The sequence below is a fragment of the Streptomyces pactum genome (assembly GCF_016031615.1).
GTDB lineage: Bacteria > Actinomycetota > Actinomycetes > Streptomycetales > Streptomycetaceae > Streptomyces > Streptomyces pactus.
Genome location: NZ_JACYXC010000001.1, coordinates 2,593,174 through 2,618,447, shown reverse-complemented (window position 1 = coordinate 2,618,447; position 25,274 = coordinate 2,593,174). Strand labels below are relative to the sequence as shown.

General features: G+C 74.2%; 22 protein-coding genes and 1 pseudogene. 17 read left to right on the top strand and 6 right to left on the bottom strand.

Annotated features, from left to right (window positions below):
- The first annotated feature begins 61 nt into the window (after positions 1-61).
- The 3 genes from IHE55_RS10190 to IHE55_RS10180 are packed head-to-tail and all read left to right on the top strand — an operon-like array spanning position 62 to position 2,609.
- A complete protein-coding gene (locus IHE55_RS10190) occupies positions 62-1,438 on the top strand; it encodes a PfkB family carbohydrate kinase (RefSeq protein WP_372442646.1) in 1,377 nt (458 codons plus the stop codon).
- Positions 1,435-2,199 (top strand): IclR family transcriptional regulator, encoded by a 765-nt coding sequence (locus IHE55_RS32230; RefSeq protein ID WP_197988737.1) that lies wholly within the window; start codon positions 1,435-1,437, stop codon positions 2,197-2,199. The genes IHE55_RS10190 and IHE55_RS32230 overlap by 4 nt, the downstream gene beginning before the upstream one ends.
- Entirely contained in the window at positions 2,196-2,609 is a 414-nt protein-coding gene (locus IHE55_RS10180; RefSeq protein ID WP_197988736.1) for a RidA family protein, read from the top strand. The genes IHE55_RS32230 and IHE55_RS10180 overlap by 4 nt, the downstream gene beginning before the upstream one ends.
- A 595-nt stretch (positions 2,610-3,204) precedes the next feature.
- Here the strand turns inward: IHE55_RS10180 and IHE55_RS10175 are convergent.
- A complete protein-coding gene (locus tag IHE55_RS10175) occupies positions 3,205-3,681 on the bottom strand; it encodes an SsgA family sporulation/cell division regulator (protein WP_197988735.1) in 477 nt (158 codons plus the stop codon).
- 376 nt (positions 3,682-4,057) lie between these two features.
- Between IHE55_RS10175 and IHE55_RS33405 the strand changes: the two are divergent.
- The 4 genes and pseudogenes from IHE55_RS33405 to IHE55_RS10155 form a co-directional block, all read left to right on the top strand.
- Positions 4,058-5,806: pseudogene (locus IHE55_RS33405) on the top strand (DUF2510 domain-containing protein); the annotation flags it as partial.
- Positions 5,807-6,399: 593 nt separating this feature from the next.
- Positions 6,400-6,840: an RDD family protein gene (locus IHE55_RS31030; protein ID WP_232265513.1), complete on the top strand. Its 441-nt coding sequence runs from the start codon at positions 6,400-6,402 to the stop codon at positions 6,838-6,840.
- 156 nt (positions 6,841-6,996) lie between these two features.
- Complete coding sequence (locus IHE55_RS10160) at positions 6,997-7,452, top strand: RDD family protein (protein WP_197988733.1); 456 nt, start codon at positions 6,997-6,999, stop codon at positions 7,450-7,452.
- A 133-nt stretch (positions 7,453-7,585) separates the two neighbouring features.
- Positions 7,586-8,083 carry a hypothetical protein gene (locus IHE55_RS10155; RefSeq protein WP_197988732.1) on the top strand — a complete coding sequence of 166 codons (498 nt, stop codon included), beginning with the start codon at positions 7,586-7,588 and terminating at the stop codon, positions 8,081-8,083.
- A 147-nt stretch (positions 8,084-8,230) separates the two neighbouring features.
- On the opposite strand, the gene IHE55_RS10150 is transcribed toward IHE55_RS10155, so the two are convergent.
- Positions 8,231-8,449, bottom strand: a complete 219-nt coding sequence (locus IHE55_RS10150) for a hypothetical protein (protein ID WP_197988731.1) — start codon at positions 8,447-8,449, stop codon at positions 8,231-8,233.
- On the opposite strand from IHE55_RS10150, the gene IHE55_RS10145 reads away from it, so the two are divergent.
- The 3 genes from IHE55_RS10145 (at position 8,438) to IHE55_RS10135 (ending at position 11,890) form a co-directional block, all read left to right on the top strand.
- Positions 8,438-8,581: a hypothetical protein gene (locus IHE55_RS10145; protein ID WP_197988730.1), complete on the top strand. Its 144-nt coding sequence runs from the start codon at positions 8,438-8,440 to the stop codon at positions 8,579-8,581. The genes IHE55_RS10150 and IHE55_RS10145 overlap by 12 nt on opposite strands.
- Before the next feature lie 439 nt (positions 8,582-9,020).
- On the top strand, positions 9,021-11,417 hold the full coding sequence (locus tag IHE55_RS10140) for an immune inhibitor A domain-containing protein (protein ID WP_443742603.1): 2,397 nt from the start codon (positions 9,021-9,023) through the stop codon (positions 11,415-11,417).
- 122 nt (positions 11,418-11,539) lie between these two features.
- Positions 11,540-11,890, top strand: a complete 351-nt coding sequence (locus IHE55_RS10135) for a hypothetical protein (protein WP_197988728.1) — start codon at positions 11,540-11,542, stop codon at positions 11,888-11,890.
- A 201-nt stretch (positions 11,891-12,091) separates the two neighbouring features.
- Here the strand turns inward: IHE55_RS10135 and IHE55_RS10130 are convergent, their stop codons facing one another.
- Together IHE55_RS10130 and IHE55_RS10125 are read right to left on the bottom strand one after the other, a co-directional pair.
- A complete protein-coding gene (locus tag IHE55_RS10130) occupies positions 12,092-12,676 on the bottom strand; it encodes an isochorismatase family protein (protein ID WP_197988727.1) in 585 nt (194 codons plus the stop codon).
- A gap of 606 nt (positions 12,677-13,282) precedes the next feature.
- Positions 13,283-14,713 carry a nicotinate phosphoribosyltransferase gene (locus tag IHE55_RS10125; RefSeq protein WP_197988726.1) on the bottom strand — a complete coding sequence of 477 codons (1,431 nt, stop codon included), beginning with the start codon at positions 14,711-14,713 and terminating at the stop codon, positions 13,283-13,285.
- Positions 14,714-15,239: 526 nt separating this feature from the next.
- Between IHE55_RS10125 and clpS the strand changes: the two genes are divergently transcribed.
- The 6 genes from clpS (at position 15,240) to IHE55_RS10095 (ending at position 20,551) form a co-directional block, all read left to right on the top strand.
- On the top strand, positions 15,240-15,551 hold the full coding sequence (gene clpS, locus IHE55_RS10120; protein ID WP_197988725.1) for an ATP-dependent Clp protease adapter ClpS: 312 nt from the start codon (positions 15,240-15,242) through the stop codon (positions 15,549-15,551).
- A complete protein-coding gene (locus IHE55_RS10115; RefSeq protein ID WP_197988724.1) occupies positions 15,551-16,195 on the top strand; it encodes a DUF2017 domain-containing protein in 645 nt (214 codons plus the stop codon). Before clpS ends, IHE55_RS10115 begins: the two co-directional genes overlap by 1 nt.
- A gap of 658 nt (positions 16,196-16,853) precedes the next feature.
- Positions 16,854-18,317, top strand: a complete 1,464-nt coding sequence (locus IHE55_RS10110) for an amino acid permease (protein ID WP_197988723.1) — start codon at positions 16,854-16,856, stop codon at positions 18,315-18,317.
- Between the two features lie 232 nt (positions 18,318-18,549).
- Complete coding sequence (locus tag IHE55_RS10105) at positions 18,550-18,978, top strand: M67 family metallopeptidase (RefSeq protein WP_197988722.1); 429 nt, start codon at positions 18,550-18,552, stop codon at positions 18,976-18,978.
- Between the two features lie 288 nt (positions 18,979-19,266).
- Positions 19,267-19,599 carry a MoaD/ThiS family protein gene (locus IHE55_RS10100; RefSeq protein ID WP_197988721.1) on the top strand — a complete coding sequence of 111 codons (333 nt, stop codon included), beginning with the start codon at positions 19,267-19,269 and terminating at the stop codon, positions 19,597-19,599.
- A 1-nt stretch (position 19,600) separates the two neighbouring features.
- Positions 19,601-20,551, top strand: coding sequence for a PLP-dependent cysteine synthase family protein (locus IHE55_RS10095; protein WP_197988720.1), 951 nt, complete (start codon positions 19,601-19,603; stop codon positions 20,549-20,551).
- 55 nt (positions 20,552-20,606) lie between these two features.
- On the opposite strand, the gene IHE55_RS10090 is transcribed toward IHE55_RS10095, so the two are convergent.
- On the bottom strand, positions 20,607-22,187 hold the full coding sequence (locus IHE55_RS10090) for a TerD family protein (protein ID WP_197988719.1): 1,581 nt from the start codon (positions 22,185-22,187) through the stop codon (positions 20,607-20,609).
- Positions 22,188-22,750: 563 nt separating this feature from the next.
- On the opposite strand from IHE55_RS10090, the gene IHE55_RS10085 reads away from it, so the two are divergent.
- Entirely contained in the window at positions 22,751-23,503 is a 753-nt protein-coding gene (locus IHE55_RS10085) for an MBL fold metallo-hydrolase (RefSeq protein WP_197988718.1), read from the top strand.
- A 134-nt stretch (positions 23,504-23,637) separates the two neighbouring features.
- On the opposite strand, the gene IHE55_RS10080 is transcribed toward IHE55_RS10085, so the two are convergent.
- Positions 23,638-24,984: a PTS transporter subunit EIIC gene (locus IHE55_RS10080; protein ID WP_197988717.1), complete on the bottom strand. Its 1,347-nt coding sequence runs from the start codon at positions 24,982-24,984 to the stop codon at positions 23,638-23,640.
- Positions 24,985-25,274 lie beyond the last annotated feature (290 nt).

Genomic DNA, 25,274 nt, shown 5'->3' with positions numbered 1-25,274 from the left:
GGTGTGCGCTCGCCGCCGGCCCAATTCCGCTCGGGCCCCGCCGTACGAAGGAGCGATCCGCGTGCCCGCATCCTTGAGCACCGATGTCGTCTGCCTCGGCGAGTCGATGGTGGCCTTCGTCCCCACCCGGCCCGGACCGCTGGCCGAGGTGCCCGCCTTCACCCGGTCCGCCGGCGGCGCCGAGTCCAACGTGGCCTGCGCGCTGGCGCGGCTGGGCCACCGGGTCCGCTGGATCAGCCGGCTGGGCACCGACGGCTTCGGCGACCACGTGCTGGCCGCGGTGGCCGAAGCCGGCGTGGACGTGCACGGGGTGCGCCGCGACCCGGACCGGCCGACCGGCATCTACTTCCGCACCGCCGGGGAGCGCTCCTGGGGCGGCCCGGACCCGGCCCCGGACGGCGCCCCGCCCGGGGAGGTCGTCTACTACCGCGCCGGGTCGGCCGCGTCCGCGATGTCCCCGCGGACGGTCGCCCGCGCCGACGCGTACGGGGGCCGGCTGCTCCACCTGACCGGCATCACCCCGGCGCTCTCCGACGGCTGCCGGGAGCTGGTCCGCGAGCTGACCGCCCGCCGGCCGGGCCGGCCGTGGGTGTCCTTCGACGTGAACTACCGGGCCGCCCTGTGGCGCAGCCCCGGCCCCACCGACCCGGAGGTCCTGCTGGAGCTGGCCCGCGGCTGCGACCTGGTCTTCGTCGGCGAGGACGAGGCGTCGGCCGCCTGGGGCCTGCGCGGCCCGGACGCGGTCCGCTCCGCGCTGCCCGAACCGGGCGTGCTGGTCGTCAAGCGCGGCGCCGCCGGGGCCGTGGCGTACGTCCGCCCCGGCGCGGAGGCGTGGCCGGCCACCGCGGTACCGGCCCCGGGCGGCCCGGCGGACGACAGCCCGGCGCGCGGCGGCCCGGAGTACGGCGGCCCGGGATCCGGGCCGTCCGGCGCGGCCGCTCCCGGCCCCGGCGGCGCCACCGGGGCCGGTCCCGGGCCGTCCGGCACCCCCGGCACCCGTCCCGGTACGGCCCCGGGGGGCGGTCCCGAGCCGTCCGGCGCCCCCGGTCCCGGGCCGTCCGGGGCGGCCGGCCGCGGGGAGGGCGGGCCGGCGACGGCGGCACCGGACGCCCGGTACGCCGAACCCGCCCCGGCGGTGGACGTGGTCGCGCACGTCGGGGCCGGCGACGCCTTCGCCGCCGGGTTCCTCTCCGCCACGCTCCGCGGCCTGCCCGTGGCCCACCGGCTGCGCCACGGGCACCTGCTCGCCGCCGCCGCCCTCACCGACCCCGGCGACCTCGCCGCCCCGCCCGGCCGCGCGCTGGCGGACCGGCTGGTCGCGCTGGCCCCGGACGCGTGGGGGAGACTGCGTCTGGGCCCCGGCTGGACGCGGGCCGAACCGGGAACCGGGACCGACCCGGAGGCCGGGTCCGTGACGACGGAGGTACCCGCCCCATGAGCCAGACCGTGCACCGGGCGCTGACCATCCTGCCGCTGCTCGCGGAGGGGCCGGCCAACCTCGAACAGGTCGCCACGCGCCTGGAGGTCCACAAGTCCACCGCCTCCCGGCTGCTGCGCACCCTGCACGAGCACGGCCTGGTCCACCGCCAGCAGGACCAGCGCTACCGCCTGGGCGCCCGGCTCTTCGCGCTCGCCCACCGCGCCATGGAAGGCCTGGACGTGCGGGAGATCGCCCACCCGCACCTGGTCGCGCTCAACGAGCGGTGCGGCCACACCGTGCACCTGGCGGTCCGCGAGGAGGACGAGGTGCTCTACATCGACAAGGTGGACAGCCGCTACCCGGTCCGGATGTACTCCCGGATCGGCAAGCCGGTGGCGATCACCGTCGCCGCCGTGGCCAAACTGCTCCTGGCCGACCTGCCCGAGGCCGAGCGCCGCCAGGTCGCCGAGCGGCTGGACTACCCCGCGTACACCCCCCGTTCGACGCCCGGCGCCGCCGCCTACCTCAAGGAGCTGGCCCGGGTGCGCGAACAGGGGTGGGCCACCGACCTCGGTGGCCACGAGGAGTCCATCAACTGCGTCGCCGCGCCGGTCCGCGGGGTGGACGGGCGTACCGTCGCCGCGATCTCCGTCTCCGCGCCGAACGTCGTGGTCACCGCCGAGGAACTCCTCGCCCTGCTGCCGCTGGTCCGCCGCACCGCCGAGGCGATCAGTGCCGAATACTCCGGCCGGACACCACAGAAGGAGACCCCCCGATGACCGGGAAGACCGAGAAGACCGCCCTCACCCCCGCCACCCACACCGCCCCGCCCGCGAAGTTCTCGCACGGCGTCCGCAAGGGCAACATCCTCCAGGTCGCCGGCCAGGTCGGGTTCGGCCCGGCGGCGGAGGGCCAGGCGCCCACCCCGGTGGGCCCGGGGCTGCGGGAGCAGACCCTGCAGACGCTCGCCAACGTCAAGGCGGTCCTGGAGGAGGGCGGCGCGCGCTGGGAGGACGTGGTGATGATCCGCGTCTACCTCACCGACACCGCGCACTTCGCCGAGTTCAACGAGATCTACAACGAGTACTTCGCCGACCTGACCGAGGTCCCGGCGGCCCGGACCACCGTCTACGTCGGCCTCCCGGCCGGCCTGCTGGTGGAGATCGACGCCCTCGCCGTCCTCGGCTGACCCCCCCTCGCGCCCGGCAGGCCCGGGCCGGTGGGTCCGGCCCCGGTGGGACCGCGCCGGGCGCGCCGGGTTCCCCGCGTACGGTCTGCCGGGCCCTCGCGTGTCCGCCTCCGGTGCGTCTCCGCGTCCGGTACGCCTCCGGTACGCCTCCGGCGTGCGTCCGGGCCCGGCGCGCATCCGCGTCAGGCGGGCCCGGTCGCCGCGACCGGCCCGCGGGTCGGGGCCTCCGTGTGCCCCGGCCCCGGTGACGGTCCTCCGAGGTCTCCGAGGCCCGTGCCAGCCCTGTCCCTGCCCCCGCGTCCGGGCCCTCGCGTCCGGGCCGTACCGGCGCACGGGCCCGCCCATACCCGTGCGGACGCGGTCCCCGCACACAGGCGCGATACCCGCACGCGGGCGCGCACCCCGGACCGCGCCCGGCGCGCGGCCGGCCGGCCCCGCGTGCGCTCCGGTACCGGTGGGCACACCCGGCGCCCCGCGCAGGGGGCCGGCGGCGCGGGCGGCGTCCGACCCCACGCGGGGCGTACCGAGACGCACCGAGACGTGCCGAGACGTCCGGAGCACCGGGCCGTCCGCGGCCGGGCCGGCGGACGAGGCGTCACGCGCCGTCCTCGGTGGGCTCGTCGGCGGCCCACGGGCCGCGCGCCCACGGATCGTGCCGCGGCGTACGGGCGAACAGCTCCACCAGCACCCCGTCCACGTCGAGCCGGTCGCCCTCCGACCCCGGCGGCACCAGCCGCAGGGTCCGCTCCAGCCAGGCGGACACCGCCGAGGCGGACGCCTCCAGCAGCGCGTCGCCCTCCGGCGAGCTGAGTCCCATCACCACGATGCCGCGGCCGTGCAGCCGGGCCGGCCACACCCGCACGTCGCCGTCACCGCACGTCCGGAACACCCCTTCCACCAGCAGGTCCCGCGCGAACGTCCAGTGCACCGGCGCCTCCGAGCCGACGTGGAAGACGATGTGCACCGCGTAGGGGTCGTCGGTGCGGTACGACAGCCGGGCCGGCACCGGCACGCTGCGCTCCGGCGACAGCACCAGGTTCATCTCCAGTTCACGCTCCACCACGGTGTTCATCCGACCGCACTCCCTCGCGTCCTCGCTGCGTGTCCGGGGCCGCCGGTTGACGGGCCCGCACGAGGTGAGAGGGGCCTGACCGCGTCTCATTACGCGGGTTTCCGTGATTCGTCGGAATTTTTTCCGGCTCGCACGGGAGAGTGGTGCGCGACGCCGTGCCGCCCCGGCGGGCAAAGGGTCTGATAGACCTGTGACCACCTCGTGCAGACCTGTCACCACCTCATGGGTCGTCCGGGGGTGACCAGACGGCGGAGCGCTGCAGGCCCACCGCGCCGGTGCGGCAGACTGCATACGCCCCACCCACAGCAGAGCAGACACGGGACATCGGAGATCATGAGCGCCCCTACCTCAGGATCCGCGGACGGCAGCTCCATCCCTGGCTACTACCCGGACCCCTCCATCCCCGACTACATCCGCTACTGGGACGGTGCCGCGTGGGTCCCCGGTACCAGCCGACCCGCCCCCGCGGAGGGGGAGCCGCTGCCCGCGCCCCCGCCGGGCCTCGCCGCCGTCCCGCCGGGGGCGCACCCGGAGCCCGCCGTCCCGCCGGTGGTGCGCCCGGAGTCCGCCGTCCCGGCCGTGGTGCACCCCGAGCCGGAGCCGTCCTCGGTCCGTACCCAGATCACCGCTGCGGTGCCGGACGAGACCGGGCCGATGTTCCTGGACGAGCCCCCCGCCGGCGAGGTTCCGCCGGCCGCCGTCCCCGGGCCGCGGCCGGGCGGGAACGCCGCCCCGGAGCCGCGGCCGGGCGAGGGCCCCGGCCCGACCGCCGCCCGCCCGGCGGCCGACGTCCCCCGGCGTCCGCACGGCACCCGCCCCGAACCGGCCACCGCCTGGCAGGCCGACGCCGCCCGGCAGAGCGGCTTCGGCGGCGAGCGGGACCGCCGCGTCTCCTGGGGCTCGGGCACCGGCCCGACCGTGCCGCTGCCGGACCCCCGCGGCGGGGAGAGCCAGGCCGCCGGGCCGGCCGCCGACCGCGCCCCGGACGGCGCGGCGGCGGACCGGGCGGGGACCGAGGACCGCGCCGCCGCCGCGGCGGGCTCCGGCGCGGCCGGTGGCGCCGCGCCGGCCGGCACCCCCAGGCCGGCGCGCCCGGCCGGCCGGGCGGCGAGGGGACGCTCACCCTGCGCGCGGTGCGGCCCGGCTCCGCGCCGGGCACCCCGGCACCGGACCGGAACACCGTGACCATCCGTGCGGTGGGCGACGCGCCGGGCGCCCCGGCCCCCGCCGCCGCGGGGGCCCGCCATCCCCGGCCCGGCCGCCCCCTGCTCCGGCCGCCGCGGGCCCGGCGGCCCCCGGCCCGGGAGGTCCCGCCGCCGCTCCTTCCGGGGCCCTGGCCGCCTCCGCGCCCTCCGGCCCCTCCGGTACCGCCGCGCCCGTCCCCGCCGGACCCGCCGCGCCGGGGCCGGCGGTTCCGGGTCCCGCCGCCGGGGTCCCCGCCCAGGGCGGGCCGTCCGGCGCCCCCGCCCAGGGCTGGGCCCAGCAGGTGCAGCAGCTGGCCCGGCCGGGCGGCGACGGCCCCGCGGTCGCTCCCGCACCCGGCGCGCCGGCCGGCCCCGGTGCGGGCGGGCTGCCGCCGGAGGGGGTCATCCCGTGGAAGCCGCCCGTCGACAACCCGTTCCTCCAGGCCGCGCGTGCCCAGGGCCGGCCCGCCACCCTGGGCCGCCGGCTCGCCGCCCGGCTGATCGACAGTGTGCTGCTGGCCGCCGTGGTCGGCGCCGCCGCCGTCCCGCTGTGGACCCGCGCCGAGGACCACATCGACGCCAAGATCGAGGAAGCGAAGCTGACCGGCGAGACGGTCACCGTCTACCTGCTGGACGGCACCACCGGCACCTACCTCGGCATCGTGCTGGGCGTCCTGCTGGTGGCCGGGCTGCTGTACGAAGCGCTGCCCACCGCCAAGTGGGGCCGCACCCTCGGCAAGAAGCTCTGCGGACTGCGCACCCTGGACATCGAGTCGCACGACACCCCCACGTTCGGCTCGGCACTGCGCCGCTGGCTGGTCTACGGAGTGCTCGGCGTCCTGGTGATCGGGGTGGTGAACGTGGTGTGGTGCCTCTTCGACCGGCCCTGGCGGCAGTGCTGGCACGACAAGGCCGCCCACACCTTCGTCGCCACCGGCGGCTGACGCCCGGCACGGCCCGTGCCGCCCCGGGGCCCCGGCGGTACGGGTCCCCGGCGGGGCGCGCGGCCTCGCCCACCGGCCCCGCGCGATCCACCGGCCGTGCCGGCCCACCGCGACCGCCGGTCCGACGACTTCACCGACCCGCTGACCGGGTGTCCCGGTAGCCCGAACGGCACGTGCCGGATGCGCGGGGCCGCCTCCCGGGTTCGACTCGGGCCATGAGCAGCGAGCCTCCCCGCGACTTCTCCTCCGGTCTCCCCCCGTCCGGTGCGCCGGGGGCGGTCCCCGGTGACGGGACGCCGTACGGCGACGGCGTGCCGTACGCCTCCGGGACGCACGGCGGCGGAGGCCAGGGCGGCGGCGGGGGCGGCGGCTCTACGGGGGTCCCCCGGTGGCGGTTCCCCGGCGACCCTTCCGGGGGGCGGCCCCCTACGGGGGCGGTCCGTACGGGGGCCCGCCCGGTGGCGGTCCCCCGGCGGCGGGCCGGGTGGGCCGGACGACCCGTACGGGGGGCGGCCCCCTACGGAGGTGGGCCGTACGGCGGGGGCCCCTACGGGGGTGACCGGTTCGGCGCCCAGGACCCGCTCGCGGGCATGCCTCCGCTCGCCCACCTGGGCCGTCGGCTGGTGGCCCGGATCATCGACGGGCTGCTCATCGGCATCCCGGTGGCGCTGATCATGGCGGTGGTGCTGGGTGGATACGACCCGGTCGACGACACCGGTGCCTCCACGGTGGTGACCGTGGTGGGGGCGCTCGCCTACTTCTTCTACGAGGGGCTGATGCTCACCCGGAGCGGCCAGACGGTCGGCAAACAGGTGATGAAGATCCGGGTCGCGATGCTCCACGACGGGTCGGTGCCGGCCGGCCAGCCGGGCTGGATGCGCGCCGCGGTCTACTCGCTGCCGGAGGTGGTGCCCTGCTGCGGGTTCGTCTTCTGGCTGGTCAACGTGTTGTGGTGCACCTGGGACCGGCCCTACCGGCAGTGCGTCCACGACAAGGTGGCGGCCACCGTGGTGGTCTCGGCGGTGCGCTGACGTCCCGTCGTACCGGCGGCCTCCGGCGGTCGGCCGATATGGTTTCACTCTGAACTACCGGTTGGCCCCGGACGGCTGGTGTAATCGGAGGCATGAACCCCGCCCAGCAGCCGTTCCCGCCCGCCGCCCCCCGCCTCCCCGGTGCTGCTCCCCGGGATGCCCCCGATCGCCACCTCGGGCCAGCGGTTCCTGGCCCGGCTGATCGACTCCCTGGTGCTGGGCGCGATCTGGACGCTGTGCCTGGTGGCCACCGGCGCGCTCCAGTACAGCCTGGACAACGAGGGTGAGCAGCACCAGGGCAAGGTGGTGCTCGCCGCCGTGCTGACCTTCGCGCTCTACTTCGTGTACGAGGGCGCCATGCTCGCCCGGGACGGCCAGACGCTCGGCAAGAAGGCGCTGCGCATCCGGGTCGCGATGCTCGCCGACGGTGACCTGCCGCGCCGTCAGGGCTGGGTGCGCGGCGCGGTGTACGCGCTGCCCGGCATGCTCGTCCCGGTCCTGGTGGGCACCCTCTTCTGGCTGCTCAACTCCCTCTGGCACACCTGGGACAAGCCCTTCCGTCAGAGCCTGCACGACAAGGCCGCCCGCACCGTGGTGGTCACCGCCGCCTGAGCCCCGCTCGGCGGGCGCGATGTTGTCGCGGTACCACCGGTCGGCCACCGATATCGGGAAAGGCCCGGCCGTCCTCGATGTCGGTGCCGGCTGCTTCACTTCGGCACCGGACCGACGGACGACGGAGTGCGACATGGGTGTGCTGTGCGACTACTTCCACGCGACCGACCCCACCACGGCGGTGCACCTGGCCATCGGCCCCGGCGGTGACTGGCTCCTGGGTGCGTCGCTGGAGGAGGCGGGCGCGGACTGGATCGATGCGAAGGGCCTCGACCCGGACGTCGTCCTGGGCCAGCTGGTCGCCTGCGCCGAGGGCATACCGTTCGCCGGCCTCCGGGACACGCCGGAACTGGTCTGGCCCGAGGCGCCGTACCCCCGGGGCGAACCCGTCGGCCCCGACTCGCCGTGGGACACCGGCCTGTTCCTCCAGCGGCTGCCCGAGCGCTGGCGGGACGTCCTCGCCGCCCTTCCCGCGGACGCCGTCCCCGCGGTGGCGGCGCAGTGGTACGAGATCGAGGAGGTCGATTTCGGGGACCACCTGGTCGCCGTAGAGGCGGTCACCGCGTTCACGGCCCTGGCCCGCCGCGCGCGGGCGGCGGGCGCCCAGCTCTACTGCCGGTGCAGCGTGTGAAGCCGCCCGGTGGGGGCTCCGACGGTCACTTTCGGCGTACGGAGCGGGCGGCCCGCGCATGACGCGGGATCGGACCCTCAACCGCTCGTGAGCGACAGCGTGCCGGGCGGGTCGGCTCCCGCTCTCCGTGGGCCACCCGGCCGCGCACTACACGGCGGCCGGGACGTCGAAGTCGACTCCCTGGGTGAAGTCGCGGCCGGCGGGCAGGGTCTGGACCACGTACACGTAGATGCGGCTGGTGTCGTGGTAGGTGATCTTCACTCCGTAGCGGACGGCCCCGGGGTTCTCGCGGGTGCTGAAGGCTTCTGCGCTGTGTACCTCACGGCTGCCGCTGTTGAGGACCAGTGCGGCGATGTGCCGGTCCACCAGGCCGAGTTCGAGCTTCCCGCCGTCGAACGGCTCAACGGCCGGGACCGGGGCCGGCGACCCTCGGCCGAGGTGACGACGATCTGCAGCAACGCCCGGGCTCCGGTGGAAAAGGTGACCACCAGTCCGTAGGGGTGGCGCTCGTGGCCGGCCTCCTTGACCGTCCGCACCTCCGTCGCGGCTCCCCCCTGCTCCAGCAGGGACTTCAGAACCGACTCGAACCGCTCGGGGCGCACAGATTGACTCCTCTCCCGCGAGGGTTCGTCCCCTTCCGGAGGCACGACAGTGTAGGGGCGGCGGAGCGGTCACCCGGGCGGCGTGCCGACACGAATCGGCCAGGTGGGCCGCGCTTTCGGGGTGGACGAACATCCGCTCGCCAATCGCACGGCCCGCCGCCATAGAACCCCGTTACGCGACCGTGTCGACGTCTCCGCGTACAGGAGTTGTCCGATATCCGAACAGAAAAGGGCGGTCAACGTACGCGCCCTTTCTGAACATGTCAAGATCTGTCTTTTTGGGTTCCGCTCCGGTCGAATACCGCCGACGGTTCGACTGGGGAGGCCATGTCCACGTGAACAGCCAACGTAAGAGGGCGGTCAGAACGGCCGCCATCGCCACGGTGATCGCCGCGATAGGCATGGCGGCACCCGTCGCCGGTTCGGCGCAGGCCGACGAGGCGCCGCCGGCGAAGCAGACGGAGCGCCGCGACCCGGCGCACGCCCAGAGCGTCGATCACGACCTGGACGGCCCGTTCAGCAAGGAGCAGCAGGAGCGTCGCGAGGCGGCCATCCAGCAGGTGCTGTCCGGGGACGCCGAGCCGGTCAGGCGCGGCGCTTCGGAGGTCGTCAAGGTCGGCAAGGGCAAGTACGTCGAGCTGGCCCGGGAGAAGACCGACAAGATCTTCACCATCCTGGTGGAGTTCGGCGACAAGGTGGACGACACCACCCTGTACGACCCGGACGGCCCCGAGGGCCCGCAGGAGCCGGTGAAGAAGTACGGCGGTACGCCGGGTCCGCTGCACAACGCCATCGAGCGTCCGGACCGCGCGAACGACAACAGCACCGACTGGCAGGCGGACTACGACCGCCAGCACTACCAGGACCTGTACTTCTCCGAGGAGAAGGGCAAGGAGTCCCTGAAGAAGTACTACGAGCGGCAGTCCTCGGGCCGGTACTCGGTCGACGGCGAGGTCTCCGACTGGGTCAAGGTGGACTGGAACGAGGGCCGTTACGGTTCCAACTACTGCGGCGACAACAACTGCGCCAACGTGTGGGACCTGGTCCGCGACGGCGTCAACCGGTGGGCCCGGGACCAGAAGGCGGCCGGCCGTACCGACGCCCAGATCAAGGCCGACCTCGCCCGCTACGACGAGTGGGACCGGTACGACTTCGACGAGGACGGCAACTTCAACGAGCCCGACGGCTACATCGACCACTTCCAGATCGTGCACGCCGGCGAGGACGAGTCGGCGGGCGGTGGCGTCCAGGGTGAGACCGCGGTGTGGGCCCACCGCTGGTACGCCTACGGCTCCGACGCCGGCCAGACCGGCCCGGCGCAGAACAAGGCGGGCGGCACCGAGATCGGTGACACCGGCATCTGGGTCGGCGACTACACCATGCAGCCGGAGAACGGCGGGCTGGGCGTCTTCGCCCACGAGTACGCCCACGACCTCGGGCTGCCGGACGAGTACGACACCAGCGGCAAGGGCGAGTCGTCCGTCGGCTTCTGGTCGCTGATGTCCTCCGGCTCCTGGCTGGGCCGGGGCGAGGACGCCATCGGCGACCTGCCCGGTGACATGAACGCCTGGGACAAGCTCCAGCTGGGCTGGCTCGACTACGACCGGGCCAAGGCCGCGACCGCCTCCACCCACCAGCTGGGCGTCGCCGAGTACAACACCCGGCGCAAGCAGGCGCTCATCGTGGACCTGCCGGCCAAGCCCGTCACCACCACGATCGTGACCCCCGCCGAGGGGGCCCGGCAGTGGTGGAGCGGCCAGGGCGACAACCTCAAGAACACCCTCACCCGGCCGGTGGACCTGACCGGAGCCACCACCGCCTCGCTGGACCTCAAGGGCTGGTGGGACATCGAGGAGAACTACGACTTCGCCTACGCCGAGGTGTCCACCGACGGCGGCGCCAACTGGACGCCGGTCGACGGCACCGCGGACGGCCGGCCGATCCCGCGCGACGGCGGTGACAAGCCGGCGCTGACCGGCTCCTCCGGCGGCTATCGCCAGCTCTCCTTCCCGCTGGACGCCTACGCGGGCAAGAAGATCGACGTCCGCTTCCGCTACCAGACGGACGGCGGGGTCTCCCTCAAGGGCTTCGCGGCCGACACCATCGCGGTGACCGCCGACGGCCGTCAGCTGTTCGCCGACAACGCCGAGGGCGACGACAACGGCTGGGCCGTGAAGGGCTTCCGGCGCATCGGCGGCTCCTTCACCGAGGAGTACCCGCAGTACTACATCGCGGAGAACCGGCAGTACGTCAGCTACGACACGACGCTGAAGACCGGCCCGTACAACTTCGGATGGCGCGACACCCGGCCCAACTGGGTCGAGCACTACCCGTACCAGAACGGCCTGCTGATCTGGAAGTGGGACACCTCGCAGCAGGACAACAACGTCGGGCAGCACCCGGGCCGCGGCCTGATCCTGCCGGTGGACGCGCACGCCAAGCCGGAGAAGTGGGCCGACGGCACGCTGATGCCGAACCGCATCCAGGCGTACGACTCGACCTTCAGCCACTTCCGCACAGAGGGCTTCACGCTGCACCGCAACGGGGTGGCGGCCAAGGTCCCGGCGAAGCGGGGCACCCCGGTCTTCGACGACCGCAAGGGCGTCTACTGGTACGACTCCAACCCGACCGGTGGTGTACAGGTCACCGACACCAACACCCGTATCAAGATCACCAATGAGCCCGGTCACGGGTCCTGGGTGACCGTCCAGGTGGGTCCCTCCACCAGGTAAACAGCATTCCCGCAGGTCACAGCGGTAACGGTCGTCGCCCCCTGGCGGGCGGCGGCCGTTCGCGTTATAGATGCTCCTACGAGCATCTTGTTGACACGACATCTCACGGGGGAGATGACCGCATGGCAGACGGAGGATTCACCAGGCTCCCGGGCGGGAGCGTGGTCGTGGCGCTGTCCCTGCCACGGCCGCACGGTTCCGACGGTGTACCGGGCTCCCGGGTCCGGGTGCTGGTGCACGCCGCCAACCGCCAGCGCGCCCTGACCAGGCTGCGCAATCTGGGGTTGCGCTCCGTCTACCTGCGGGGGAACACCGAACCGCCGACGCCGGACGAGGTGACCGCGGTGCTCCACCACCCGGACGGGCTGGTGTGGCGGGCCACGCCCACCTGCCTGGGGGAGCTGTGGCACCCCATCCGGGCGCTGCTGCGGCCCCGCACCCCCGCGCGACCGCACCCGGCCGGGGCCGGCTGAGGCGCCGGACCGGGGCCGGGCCACCGGTGCGGGCCGGTGGCCGCCGGGTCCGGGCGGGGGCTCTCCGGCCGGACCCGACCCTGGCCCGGGTGCCGGTGGCCGGGCCCGCCCCGGGCCCGGGGCGCCGGTGGCCGTCGGGCGCCCGGGCCGGGGTGCCGGTGGCGGGTGGCTTCCGGCACCGGGGACCGGGGTGCCGGTGGCTCAGACGACCGGCTTGCCGGTCAGTTCCACGCCCGCCGCGCGCAGCTCGGCCAGCGCGCGCTCGGTGGTCTCCGGGGACACCCCGGCGGTCAGGTCCAGCAGCACATGGGTGGTGAAGCCCTCGCGGACGGCGTCCAGCGCGGTGGCCCGAACGCAGTGGTCGGTGGCGATGCCCACCACGTCCACCTCGGTGACGTCCCGGTCGCGCAGCCACCGGGCGAGCGGGACGCCGTTCTCGTCGGCGCCCTCGAAGCCGCTGTAGGCCGCCGCGTGGGCGCCCTTGTCGAAGACCGCCTCGATGGCGCCCGAGGCGATGGCGGGAGCCAGGTTGGGGTGGAACCCGCTGCCCTCGGTGCCCGCCACGCAGTGCGCCGGCCAGCTGTGGACGAAGTCCGGGTGCTCGGAGAAGTGGTCCCCGGGGTCGATGTGGTGGTCACGGGTGGCCACGACGTGCCGGTAGCCCGCCGTGGCCACCCCTATCAGGTCGGTGATGGCGGCGGCGACGTCCGCGCCGCCGGCGACTGCGAGGCTGCCGCCCTCGCAGAAATCGTTCTGCACGTCGACGACGATCAGTGCGCGGTGCATGGGGCTTGCCTTCCGTGGGGGCCGGGGAACAGGACCTGGTCCCGGCACGGCCCGGAGCGGATGTCACCGAAGGTGAAGCTCCGGAACTGCCGGGGAGGGCCGGGACAGGGGCCGCCCGGCAAGGCCGCGGCCCCGCCGCGTCCACCGGGCGGGTGGGCGCGCCGGGACCGTGGGCCCCGGTGAGAGAGGTGTACCCGCGTCCGCCGCCCCACGCACCCCGTACGCCTGGCGGCCCTGCCGCGGTCCGCAACCGAGGTCGCGGTCGGCGGCGAGGGGCGCGGTGCGCATCGGGGATCGCGGGGAGAACGTCATGGGGCGGGCGCCGGGGGCGGGCGAGGCGCGGGCGGGGCCGCTCCCGCTCCCTCTTCCGCTCCGGCCCGCCCGGATCGGTGCCGATCGGTCCGGGCGGGAGCAGGAGCGGTGCGGGTGGCGGTGGGCGCCGTGCGGCACCCGGCCGGCCCGTAGCGGCCGTCCCCGACCGGACGTGACCCGCGTGACCCGCGGGGGCTGCCGGTACGGGTGTGACCCGTGCGCCCCGCAAGGGTGCCCGAGGGGTGTCCGCCGTGGGGCACGTCCCCGCGGTGCTGTACGGGCGTACGGGCCGCCCTACACGTACTCGGTGGGCAGGACCGGCTCGCCGCGCGACAGCTGGGTCGCGGAGAGCGGCAGTCCGGCCCGGGCGGCCCGGTGGCGGTCGCGGGCGGCGTCCAGCGGTTCGCGGCCGACGATCTCCCCGTTCCGCACCAGCGGCACCTGGATCAGGCGGTCCCGCAGCTCGTCCGGGATCTCGCCGGAGCCGACCACCTCGGCCTCGGCCACCCCGTCCGCGTCCAGCCGCCGGGCCGCCCACTTGCGGCCGCCGACCGACGTCTTGCCGCCCATCGACCGCTTCGACACCGCCCGCAGCGGCGCCGTGGCGTCCGGGCCGGCGGCGCTGTCCGCGCGGGCCACCAGCTTGTAGACCATGGAGCAGGTCGGGTGCCCGCTGCCGGTGACCAGCTGGGTGCCCACCCCGTACGCGTCCACCGGCGCCGCGGCCAGCGAGGCGATGGCGTACTCGTCGAGGTCGCTGGTCACCACGATCTTGGTGTCCCGGGCGCCCAGCTCGTCCAGCTGCTGCCGGACCCGGTGGGCGAGGAGGAGCAGGTCGCCGGAGTCGATCCGGACCGCGCCCAGCCCGGTGCCGGCCACCTCCACCGCGGTGCGCACCGCCTCGGCCACGTCATAGGTGTCCACCAGCAGGGTGGTGCCGCTGCCGAGGGTCTCCACCTGCGCGGTGAAGGCGTCGCGCTCGCTGTCGTGGAGCAGGGTGAAGGCGTGGGCGCTGGTGCCCACGGTGGGGATGTTGTAGCGGAACCCGGCCGCCAGGTCGGAGGTGGTGGCGAAGCCGCCCACGTACGCGGCGCGGGCCGCGGCGACGGCCGCCAGCTCATGGGTGCGCCGGGCACCCATCTCGATCAGCGGCCGGTCCCCGGCGGCGACGGCCATCCGGGAGGCCGCCGCGGCGACCGCGGAGTCGTGGTTGAGGATCGACAGCACCACCGTCTCCAGCAGCACGCAGTCGGCGAAGGAGCCCTCCACCCGCATGATCGGGGAGCCGGGGAAGTAGACCTCGCCCTCCGGGTAGCCCCAGATGTCGCCGCGGAAGCGGTAGCGGGCCAGCCGGTGCAGCGTCGGCTCGTCCACGATCCGCTGGTCGGCGAGGAAGTCCAGCACCCCGCTGTCGAAGCGGAAGTTCTCCACCGCGTCCAGCACCCGGCCGGTGCCGGCGACCACGCCGTAGCGGCGGCCCTCCGGCAGCCGGCGGGTGAAGACCTCGAAGACGCAGGCCCGGTCCGCGGTGCCGGCCCGCAGTGCCGCCTGCAGCATGGTCAGTTCGTAACGGTCGGTGAAGAGCGCCGTCGAGGGCACGCCCACCTTCCCCCAGCCGCCGGCCGGGGGCTCGCCGTCCGTCCGGGCGCTGCCGCCCGGACCCTGCCCGCGGGTGCCACCGGTGCGCCCTTCCGCTCCGGACAGCCCCATGTCCGCTGTGTTCATGGACATGATGCTAGCAGCATTCTCGTCAAGTTGACGATTTTGTTCGAGGGCCTGCGGGACGGGCCGGGCGGGGTGGTGCCGGTCCCGCCGGGCCCGCGGGACCGGCGGGGTGGGGCCCGGCCGGGGGTGCGGCGCGCGGTGGTCGCGGCGGGCGGGTGCCGGGCGGCCCGGGCGGCCGGCCTCCTCCCGCGCCGGCGGCGGTCCCGGCGGGCCCCGGTGCGGTCCGGTGTTCCGGAGCGTTCCGGCGGGTGCCCTCCCGCCCGTACCCGCGCGGCCCGCCCTACCCCGCGCGCCGGCCCGCCCGTACCCGCGCCGACTCGCCCGTACCTGCGTCGGCCTGCCCGTACCCGCGCCGACTCGCCCGTACCTGCGCCGACCCTGCCCGTACCCCGCGCGTCGGCTCCCGGTTCCGGCGGGCGGGGCCGCCGTGGTGGCCGGGGAGGCGTCGGGTGGCCGCCGGGTGACGCCGGCCGGCGTCGGCGCGTTCCCGCCCCCGTTTGTGCGCCGCGGGGGGCCGGGTGGCAGCATGGAACCCGTGAGCGTCGCACCGGTGGAGATCGAACGGCCCGAGTCGAGCGAGGCGCCCTCGGCGGTGCCCGAGCCCGACGTGCCCTGGGTGACGGTGGTCCACAACGACCCGGTGAACCTCATGAGCTACGTGACCTACGTTTTCCAGAGCTACTTCGGCTACCCGAAGGACAAGGCGCACCGACTGATGCTGGACGTCCACCACAAGGGCCGCGCGATCGTCTCCAGCGGCACCCGCGAGGAGATGGAACGCGACGTGCAGGCGATGCACGGCTACGGCCTGTGGGCCACCCTCCAGCAGGACCGCTGATGCTGGGACACTTCGAGCCGCGGCCCGGCGGCGGTGCGGCGATCAGCCTCGACGACGCCCAGATCTCCATCCTGCGCAGCCTCGCCGTCCAGCTGCTGGAGCTGATCGGCCCCGGCCCCGGCACCGGCGGCCCGGACGGCTCCGCCGACCCGCTGGACGCGCTGTTCGCCGAGGGCCCCAGCGAGCCCCCCGCCGACCCGGCCCTGGCCCGCCTCTTCCCCGACGCCTACGTCGATCCGGCCGCGCCGCCGCCCGAGGACGGTGACGCGGCGGCCCGGCGCGCCGCGGAGGAGGCGCGCGCCGCCTCGGCCGAGTTCCGCCGCTTCACCGAGAACGACCTGCGGGCCCGCAAGCGGGACGACGCGCTCGCGGTGGTGCGCTCGCTGGACGCGGTGGCGGCGGGCGCCGCCGTGGCCGGGGACCACGGCGTGGTGCTGGAGCTGGACACCGAGGCGAGCCGGCGGTGGCTGGGCACGCTCAACGACCTGCGGCTGGCCATCGGCACCCGGTTGGAGGTCAGCGACGAGGACGACGGCGGGGAGCTGCTGCGGCTGCCGGACAGCGACCCGCGCAAGCCGATGGCGGTGGCGTACTTCTGGCTCGGCGAACTCCAGGAGACGCTCGTCGGGACGCTGATGGCCTGACGGCGCCTTCCGGAAGCGGCGGCGGGCCCCGTGCGCGGCGCGACGGTGTGAAGGTGCCCGGCGGGCCGCGGCGCCCGGCGCTCGGAGAGACCGGACCCCGCCCCGGAGCCCGGATCCGTCCGGCGCCCGGACCGCGCTCGGGAAGCCGGACCCGGACGCCCGCCGCGCCCGGCGCACCGGAGCCCGGGGGCGTCCGCGGCCCCGGACGGGACGGCGGACGGCGGGTGGCCGCGAGCGCCCGGGACCGGCCGGTCGGCCGTCCCGTCGGTGGCCCGGCGCCGGCCCGTCGGCGGCTCCGGCGCGCGGCCCGTCCCGGTACCGGTCTCCCCGATACCGGACATGGAGGACATGACGCGCATAGTCGGCATGCGTTCGCTCAGAGGGACCTCAATTCCGAATAACGATCGGATTACCGAGACGGGCCGTTTGTGCCCCTATAGAACGTATGTCCATTTCTTCCGCCGGGGCACGGGACATTCGCCTCTGGGGATCACTGTTGCGGGCGTGATACATCTGCACGACCGCCTGCGGACGCCACCCCTGTCCGCAGGGGCGCTTGAGCCGGCAGACCGCCGGTAGCACTCCATCCACATCCGGGGGGATCGGGACCCGATCCGAGCCACAGCGGCCGGGTCGGTATGGAGAAAGGCGTCCAAGCATGACCTCGGTGCAGGTCGACGAGAAGCACGGCGGCCCGGAGGGCCCCGGCAACACATCAGAAGAGGGTTACCAGCGCGGGCTCGGTAACCGGCAGATCCAGATGATCGCGATCGGCGGTGCCATCGGCACCGGCCTGTTCCTCGGAGCCGGCAAGGCCATCTCCAAGGCCGGGCCGAGTCTGATCCTGGCCTACGCCGTCGCGGGCCTGGTCATCTTCTTCATCATGCGGGCGCTCGGCGAGCTGCTCATGTACCGCCCGGTCTCGGGCTCCTTCTCCGAGTACGCGCGTGAGTTCCTCGGCCCGTTCTGGGGCTATGTCACCGGCTGGACCTACTGGCTGTTCTGGGTGGTCACCGGCATCACCGAGGTCACCGCGGCGGCCGAGTACGTGCAGTACTGGGAAGAATCCATTCCGCAATGGGTCTCGGCGCTCGGCTTCACGGTGCTGCTGTTCGGCATCAACCTCATCTCGGTGAAGCTCTTCGGCGAGATGGAGTTCTGGTTCTCCATGATCAAGGTCACCGCCATCCTCGGCATGATCCTGATCGGCCTCGGCGTGATCACCCTCGGCTTCTCCGACGCCGGTGACACCGCCTCCTTCAGCCTCCTGTGGTCCGAGGGCGGGTTCTTCCCCAAGGGCATCGGCGGCACCCTGATGACCCTCCAGATCGTGATGTTCGCCTTCCTCGCCGTGGAACTGGTCGGCGTCACCGCCGGTGAGGCGACCAACCCCAGGGAGACCCTGCCCAAGGCGATCAACACCGTGCCGTGGCGCATCGCCCTGTTCTACCTGGGCGCCCTGATCATCATCCTGTCGGTGGTCAGCTGGACCGTCTTCGAGCCCGGCGTCAGCCCCTTCGTCGCCGCCTTCGCCAAGATCGGCCTGCCGGCCGGCGCGGGGATCGTGAACTTCGTGGTGCTCACCGCCGCGCTCTCCTCCTGCAACTCCGGCATGTACTCCACCGGCCGGATGCTGCGCGACCTCGCGCTGAACGGGCAGGGCCCGCGGTTCTTCACCGTGCTGTCGCCGAAGGGCCTGCCGCTGCGCGGCACCACGGTCTCCGCGGCCTGCATGCTCGCCGGCGTCTGGATCAACTACCAGTGGCCCGGTGAGGCGTTCAACTACGTCGTCTCCTTCGCCACCATCTCCGGCATGTGGGCCTGGATCATGATCCTCAGCGCCCAGCTGGTCTACCGCCGCAAGGTCAACCGCGGTCTGCTGCCGCGCTCCGACTTCCAGGCCCCCGGCTACCCGTGGACCAGCGTCTTCGCCCTCGCCTTCATCGGCTTCGTGATCGTGCTCATGGGCATCGACGAGGACGCCCGGGTCTCCCTGTACTGCGCCCCGATCTGGGGAGCGGCCATGGTGGTGTCGTACTTCGTCATCAAGTCCCGCGACCCCGAGGTCTTCGCGCGCAAGGATCACCCCGCCCCGGCCCCGACCACCGCCGGCAAGGACTGACCCGGCCCCGGCCGGCGGCACCGCGGCACCGCGCGCTGCGGTCCGCGTCCGGACCGACGCCGCGCGCACCGCGCCCCCACCGGGCACCGCGTCCCGGCGGTACCGCATCGCCGGGCATCGCGTCCCGGCGGGCACCGTGCCCCACCAGGCACGGAACCCACCGCGTCTCACCAGGCGGGCTCAGGATCCAGCATCCGAGCCCGCCTGGTGTGTCGCCCGTATTCTTTTCGGCATGCTGACCATCACCCAGGCCCTCCACGACCAGATCGTGGCGCACGCCCGCGCCGACCACCCCGACGAGGCGTGCGGCGTGGTCGCCGGTCCGGCCGGCAGCGGCCGGCCCGAGCGGTTCATCCCGATGCTCAACGCGGCCCGCTCGCCCACGTTCTACGAGTTCGACTCGGGCGATCTGCTCAAGCTCTACCGGGAGATGGACGACCGGGACGAGGAGCCGGTGGTCATCTACCACTCGCACACCGCCACCGAGGCGTACCCGTCGCGCACCGACATCTCCTACGCCAACGAGCCGGGCGCGCACTACGTCCTGGTCTCCACCGCCGAGTGCGGCAACGACGAGGGCCCGGTCCAGTTCCGGTCGTTCCGCATCCTGGACGGCGAGGTGACCGAGGAGGAGGTGCGGATCGTCGAGACGTACGGATGAGCCGCCCCGTCTCGACTCGCGAGCGGAGAACGTCCGCATGCCGGTATCCCCTTCCGGGGGGCCGTCCGGGAATCGATACGATGCCCGCATGGTTGTCCAGGACGTGAGCGGCACATAGGCCGGGCGCACCCGCGCCGGGCCGTGCCGTCGCGCCCGTCCACCAGTCCGACCACACCCCCCGACACCGACCTCCCCCGGCCGCCGGCCCGGGGGGACCCGCGCGCTGCCCCGCCGCCGCAGCCGGACGGGCCTGCCGACCGCAATCCCTCACCGCGACAGGAGCCCCACATGGCCATCGAGGTCCGTATCCCGACCATCCTCCGCAGCTACACCGGCGACCAGAAGTCCGTCGAGGGCCAGGGCGCCACGCTCGCCGAGCTCTTCGCCGACCTGGAGTCCCGCTACAGCGGCATCGAGGCGCGGCTGGTCGAGGACGGCAAGCTGCGCCGCTTCGTCAACGTCTACCTCAACGACGAGGACGTGCGCTTCCTGGACGGCATCGCCACCAAGCTCTCCGACGGCGACAGCGTCACCATCCTGCCGGCCGTGGCGGGAGGTGCCGGGGCGGAGCCCCGTCCTGCCGGCTCCGCCCCGATGACCGGCACCGCGGGCGCGCACTGAGATGCGGTACGACAGTCCGCTGGCCGCGGTCGGCAACACCCCGCTGGTCCGGCTGCCCCGGCTCTCCCCCTCCGAGTCCGTGTCCGTCTGGGCGAAGCTGGAGGACCGGAACCCGACCGGCTCGGTCAAGGACCGCCCCGCGCTCCACATGATCGAACAGGCCGAGAAGGACGGGCGGCTGACCCCCGGCTGCACCATCCTGGAGCCGACCAGCGGGAACACCGGCATCTCGCTCGCCATGGCGGCCAAGCTCAAGGGCTACCGCATCGTGTGCGTGATGCCGGAGAACACCAGCGAGGAGCGCCGCCAGCTGCTCGCCATGTGGGGAGCGGAGATCATCTCCTCGCCCGCCGCCGGTGGTTCCAACACCGCCGTCCGGGTCGCCAAGGAGCTGGCCGCCGAGCACCCGGACTGGATCATGCTCTACCAGTACGGGAACCCGGACAACGCGGGCGCCCACTACGCCACCACCGGCCCGGAGATCCTCGCCGACCTGCCCTCCATCACCCACTTCGTGGCCGGACTGGGCACCACCGGCACCCTGATGGGGGTCGGCCGCTACCTGCGCGAGCACGTCCCCGGGGTGCGGATCGTGGCCGCCGAACCCCGCTACGACGACGTGGTCTACGGACTGCGCAACCTCGACGAGGGCTTCGTCCCCGAGCTGTACGACGAGTCGGTGCTCACCACCCGGTTCTCCGTCGGCTCCGAGGACGCGGTGGCCCGGACCCGGGAACTCCTCGCCCAGGAGGGCATCTTCGCGGGGGTGTCCACCGGCGCCGCGCTGCACGCCGCGCTCGGTGTCGCGCGCAAGGCGGTGGCCGCCGGCGAGCGGGCCGACGTGGTCTTCGTCGTCGCCGACGGCGGCTGGAAGTACCTGTCCACCGGGGTCTACACCGCCGCCACCACCGAAGAGGCGATCGCGACCCTGCACGGCCAGCTCTGGGCCTGACGCCCGCCCGCCGGATCGTGCCGGGCCGGTCCCCGGCACGATCCGCGGTACGCGGTCACCGGCGGCGGGACCAGAAGCCGCTGCCCGCCGGGCGGGGCTCCAGGGACCAGCCGCCGGCGGCCTCGACCACCACCAGCCGCGGGCCCGCCGGCAGGGAGCCGCTGCTCCGGCCCCGGCCCAGCCGGCTGCACACGAAGTCCCGGTGCCCACCGCGCCGGAGCAGGTGCAGCCCGAAGTAGCCGTCCTTCTCCTCGTCGCCCAGGAAGCGGCACTTCACGTCCGTGGCGTCCCCGGCGTGGGCCAGGACCTCGGGCCCGTGCCCCTCCAGCGGACCGTCGAACGGACGCAGCGTGGAGACCGGCCGCAGCCGGATCATCCACTGGCCGCGCGCGTCGACCCGCAGCCGTATCGGTGTGTTCCCGTCGTGGTGGAACACGCCCACCCCGCGCAGGTTCCGCAGCCGGCTGGTCAGGACGTTCCGCCACCGGCGCTTGCGCACCGTCAACGTGGTGACCTCGATGAACCCGCCCTCCCGGGTGAGCACGTCGACCACCACGAAGCCGCGCGGGAGGGTGATGCCGGGTTCCACCACCTCGGTGTCCCGCCCGATGTGCTCGACCTGCGGGAACTCCGGCCCCATGCCGGCCGGAAGGTCGTTGAGCCGCACCGGGAGGGTGCCGGGGAGCGGTGAGCCGGGGGCCGGGTCCGGGGCACCGGCGGCCGGGCCGGTGGCGTCCGCCGGTTCCGTGACGCCGGTGACGCCGGTGGCGGCAGGGCCGCCGGCCGTGGCACTGCCGGCCGTGGCACTGCCGGCCGGGGCACCGGGGGCTGGGGCACCGGCGGCCGGGGCTTCCGCCGCGGCGGACGGTGCGCCGAAGGGAACGGGCGCGGGGGCCGGCGGGGCGAACGGGACGGCGCCGGCCGGTGCGGCGGCGGACGGCGGGGCGAAGGGAACGGGCGCGGAGGCCGGCGCCGGTGCCGCTTCCGGAGTCGGGCCCGAGCCGAGGGACCCGTCCGGGTCCGGGGTCCCGTCCGGTGCGGAGTTCCCGTACGGCGCGAAGGCCCCGTCCGGGGCGGGGGCCTCGTCGGGCTCGGGGCCCTCGCCCGGCGCGGAGAACCCGAAGTCCGCGGCCAGCCCCGGCAGCCCGGAGTCGTACCCCTGACCCACGGCGCGGAACTTCCACCCGCCGTTCCGGCGGTAGAACTCGCCCAGCAGGATCGCCGTCTCCGTCGTGGCGTCGTCGATGGTGTACATCGCCAGCTGCTCGCCCGTGGCCGCGCTCACCGCGCGCAGGTACAGCCCGGCGACCTCCCCGAACGTCCCGCCGTCGCAGGACGCCGCGATCACGATCCGGTCCACCGACGGCTCGACCCGGCCGGGGTCGAACTCCAGCCAGTCCGCGACCACCCCGTCCTCGCCCCGGACGTTCCCCAGCAGCCGTACCCCGCTGGCCGCGTGTTCGGGCTGGTTGTAGAAGACCAGGTCGGCACGGTCCCGGACCGTGCCGTCCGCGGCGACCAGCAGCGCGGCCGCGTCGATGTCCGGCACCCCCGGCCCGCCGGAACGGCGGACGACCGCGACCCGCATCGGCTCGCCGCTGAGCGGAACGTTTCCGCCCTTGATGATCTGTGTCATGCGCGCATCCTGGCACCCCGCGGCGGTACGGGCGGACGCGGGGCGCGCACCCGTCGACCGCCCGCCCGGCGTCCGGCCGGGACCCGCACGCGGGTTCGGGGCCGGCCGGGGACACCTCCGGCCGGGGCCGTGTGACGGTTGCGGCGGGGGCGGTACGACGGCCGGGTGCGGCGAGGGCCGTACGGGCAGGTGCGTCCGGGGCCGCACGCGACGGGTGCGGCCGGGACCGTACGCCGGCCGGGCGGGACCTGACCGGAACGGCGCGCCGGGGTCCGCGGGGGCCCGGTCGGAACGGCGCGCCGGGGTCCGCGGGGTCCGGCCCGGAACGGCTCCGCGGGGGCGCGGAACCGGGTCCGCACGCCGCCGGGCGGCGCCCCCGTCGGGGCCCGCGGGGGCCGTGGTGACCGGCTCCGGAACGTCCCCGCCGTCCTGGTGATTCCAGCCACAACCCGGCCTCACACAGGAGCGGCCGGGGCGTGTCCCGCATACGCTCAGGGGCACCGCATGACCCCGGACCCGCCCCTGGCCCTCGGCATGGGGACCCCCAAGGAGGTTCCTGCTTCATGAAGCTCACCGTCGTCGGATGCTCCGGGTCGTTCCCCTCCGCGGAATCGGCCTGTTCGAGCTACCTCGTAGAGGCCGACGGCTTCCGGCTGCTGCTCGACATGGGCAACGGTGCCCTCGGAGAGTTGCAGCGCCACATCGGGCTGTACGACCTCGACGCCATCGCGCTGTCGCACCTCCACCCCGATCACTGCATCGACATGTGCGGTTACTTCGTCGCCCGCTACTACCGGTTCGACGGCGGACGGCCCCGTCCCATCCCGGTGTACGGCCCCGAGGGCACCGAGCAGCGGCTGGTCCGCGCCTACGACGACGTGCCCGACGAGAGCTGCATGGGCGAGGTCTTCGACTTCCGCACCCTGACCCCCGGCACCTTCACCGTCGGCCCGTTCACGGTGCGTGCCGCCCGGGTCTGCCACCCGGTGGAGGCGTTCGGCTTCCGGATCGAGCACGGCGGGCGGAGCCTGGTCTACTCCGGTGACACCGGCCCCTGCGAGGAGTTGCGGAAGCTGGCCACCGGCGCCGACCTCTTCCTGTGCGAGGCGGCCTTCACCCACGGCAAGGAGGACATCCCGGACCTCCACCTCAACGGCCGGGAGGCCGGTGAGCACGCGCGGGCGGCGGGGGTCGGCACGCTGCTCCTCACCCACATCCCGCCGTGGACCGACCCGCGGATCAACCGGCGCGACGCCCAGGAGGTCTTCGACGGGCCGGTGGAACTCGCCGCCGCCGGCGCGGTCTACCAGGTGTAGGACCGCGCCGGACGCCCCGGCCCCCCCCGCCCGGCCTGCTCCGGCGCACGGTGGGCGGCGTGACGGCGTACGGCGGCGGGCCCCGGAACCTTCCCGGTTCCGGGGCCCGCCGCCGTACGAGGTGTCCGGCCGGATCAGCTGCTGGGGCCGGTCTTGCCGGCTCCGGCGCCCTGTCCGCCGCCCTGCTCGGGCACCTGGGCGGTACGGGCCGCCTTGCGGGCCGCCTTCTTCTCCGCCGCGGCGGCCTCCGCGGCCGCCTCGGCCGCGGCGTCGTCCAGGGTGTCCTCCGGCTCACGGCCCGGGGTGGGCAGGTTGAACTTGAGGATCGCCAGGCGGAAGACCACGTAGTAGATGACGGCGAAGACCAGGCCGACCGGGATCAGCATCCAGACCTTCTCACCGTGCGAGTAGCCCAGCAGGTAGTCGATCAGACCACCGGAGAAGGTGAAGCCGCCGCGGATGCCCAGCGCCCAGGTCACCGCCATGGAGACACCGGTGAGCACCGCGTGGATGCCGTACAGCACCGGCGCGATGAACATGAAGGAGAACTCCAGCGGCTCGGTGACGCCGGTGACGAACGCCGTCAGCGAGATGGAGAGCATCATGCCGAGCACGGCCTTGCGGCGCTCGGGGCGGGCGCAGTGCGCGATGGCCAGACCGGCGGCGGGCAGCGCGAACATCATGATCGGGAAGAAGCCGGTCATGAACATTCCGGAGGTCGGGTCGTCGTGCATGTAGCGCGCGATGTCGCCCCGGAAGGTCTCGCCGTCCACGGTGAACTCACCGAACTGGAACCAGGCGAAGGAGTTCAGCAGCATGTGCATGCCGATGGGGATCAGCAGACGGTTGACCACACCGAAGATGCCGGAGCCCAGCGAGCCGTTGTCCGACAGCCACTCGGAGAAGTTGTTCAGCCCGTCGCCGATCGGACCCCAGGCGTAGCCGAAGATCAGGCCGTAGCCCAGACCCGCGAACGACATCAGGATCGGGATGAAGCGGCGTCCGCTGAAAAAGCCCAGCCAGTCGGGGAGCCGGGTGCGGTGGTACTTCTCCCACAGCACGGCGGCGGTCAGACCGACCACGATGCCGCCCAGCACGCCCGGGTCCTGCGGCTTGCCCGTCACATCGGAGACGAAGCCGTTCAGCACCTCGTGGTAGACGAGGAAGCCGACCAGCGCGGCGAAGGCGGTGGAGCCGTCCGCCTTCTTGGCGAAGCCGATGGCGACACCGACGCAGAACAGCAGCGCCAGGTTGGTGCCGAAGAGCGCGCCACCGGCGTGCGCACACACCTCGGCGAGCTTGTTCCAGCCCAGCCCGTCCTTGCCCAGGGCGTCATCCTGGCCGAGGCGGCTGAGCAGACCGGCGGCGGGCAGTGCGGCCACCGGCAGCTGGAGGCTGCGGCCGATCTTCTGCATACCCTGGATCGCGCCCGAGCCCCACTTCTTCTTCGCGGGACCGGCCGTCGCGGTGGCCGAACTCATGGGATTCCTCCTGGTGAGGCGGGCACTCGAAGAGGGGGAACAGCCCGCGTCTGGTCTACACCACTGAGTGGTTTAGACCTGTTGTAACACGGGGGTGGCCAGGGAAGGAATGCAAGGTTCTATGCTTTCATATGGTCTAAACCACATCGTTATCGGGGCCTGACCGGACCCCCTACGGGGCCTTGCCGCCGGCCTCCCCGGTGGGTGCGGCACCGGCCTTTTCCGGCAGGCGCGGCGGCGGTGCCGCACCCGGCCCGGGGGCCGGGTGACCCGGCCCCGCGGCCGGCGCG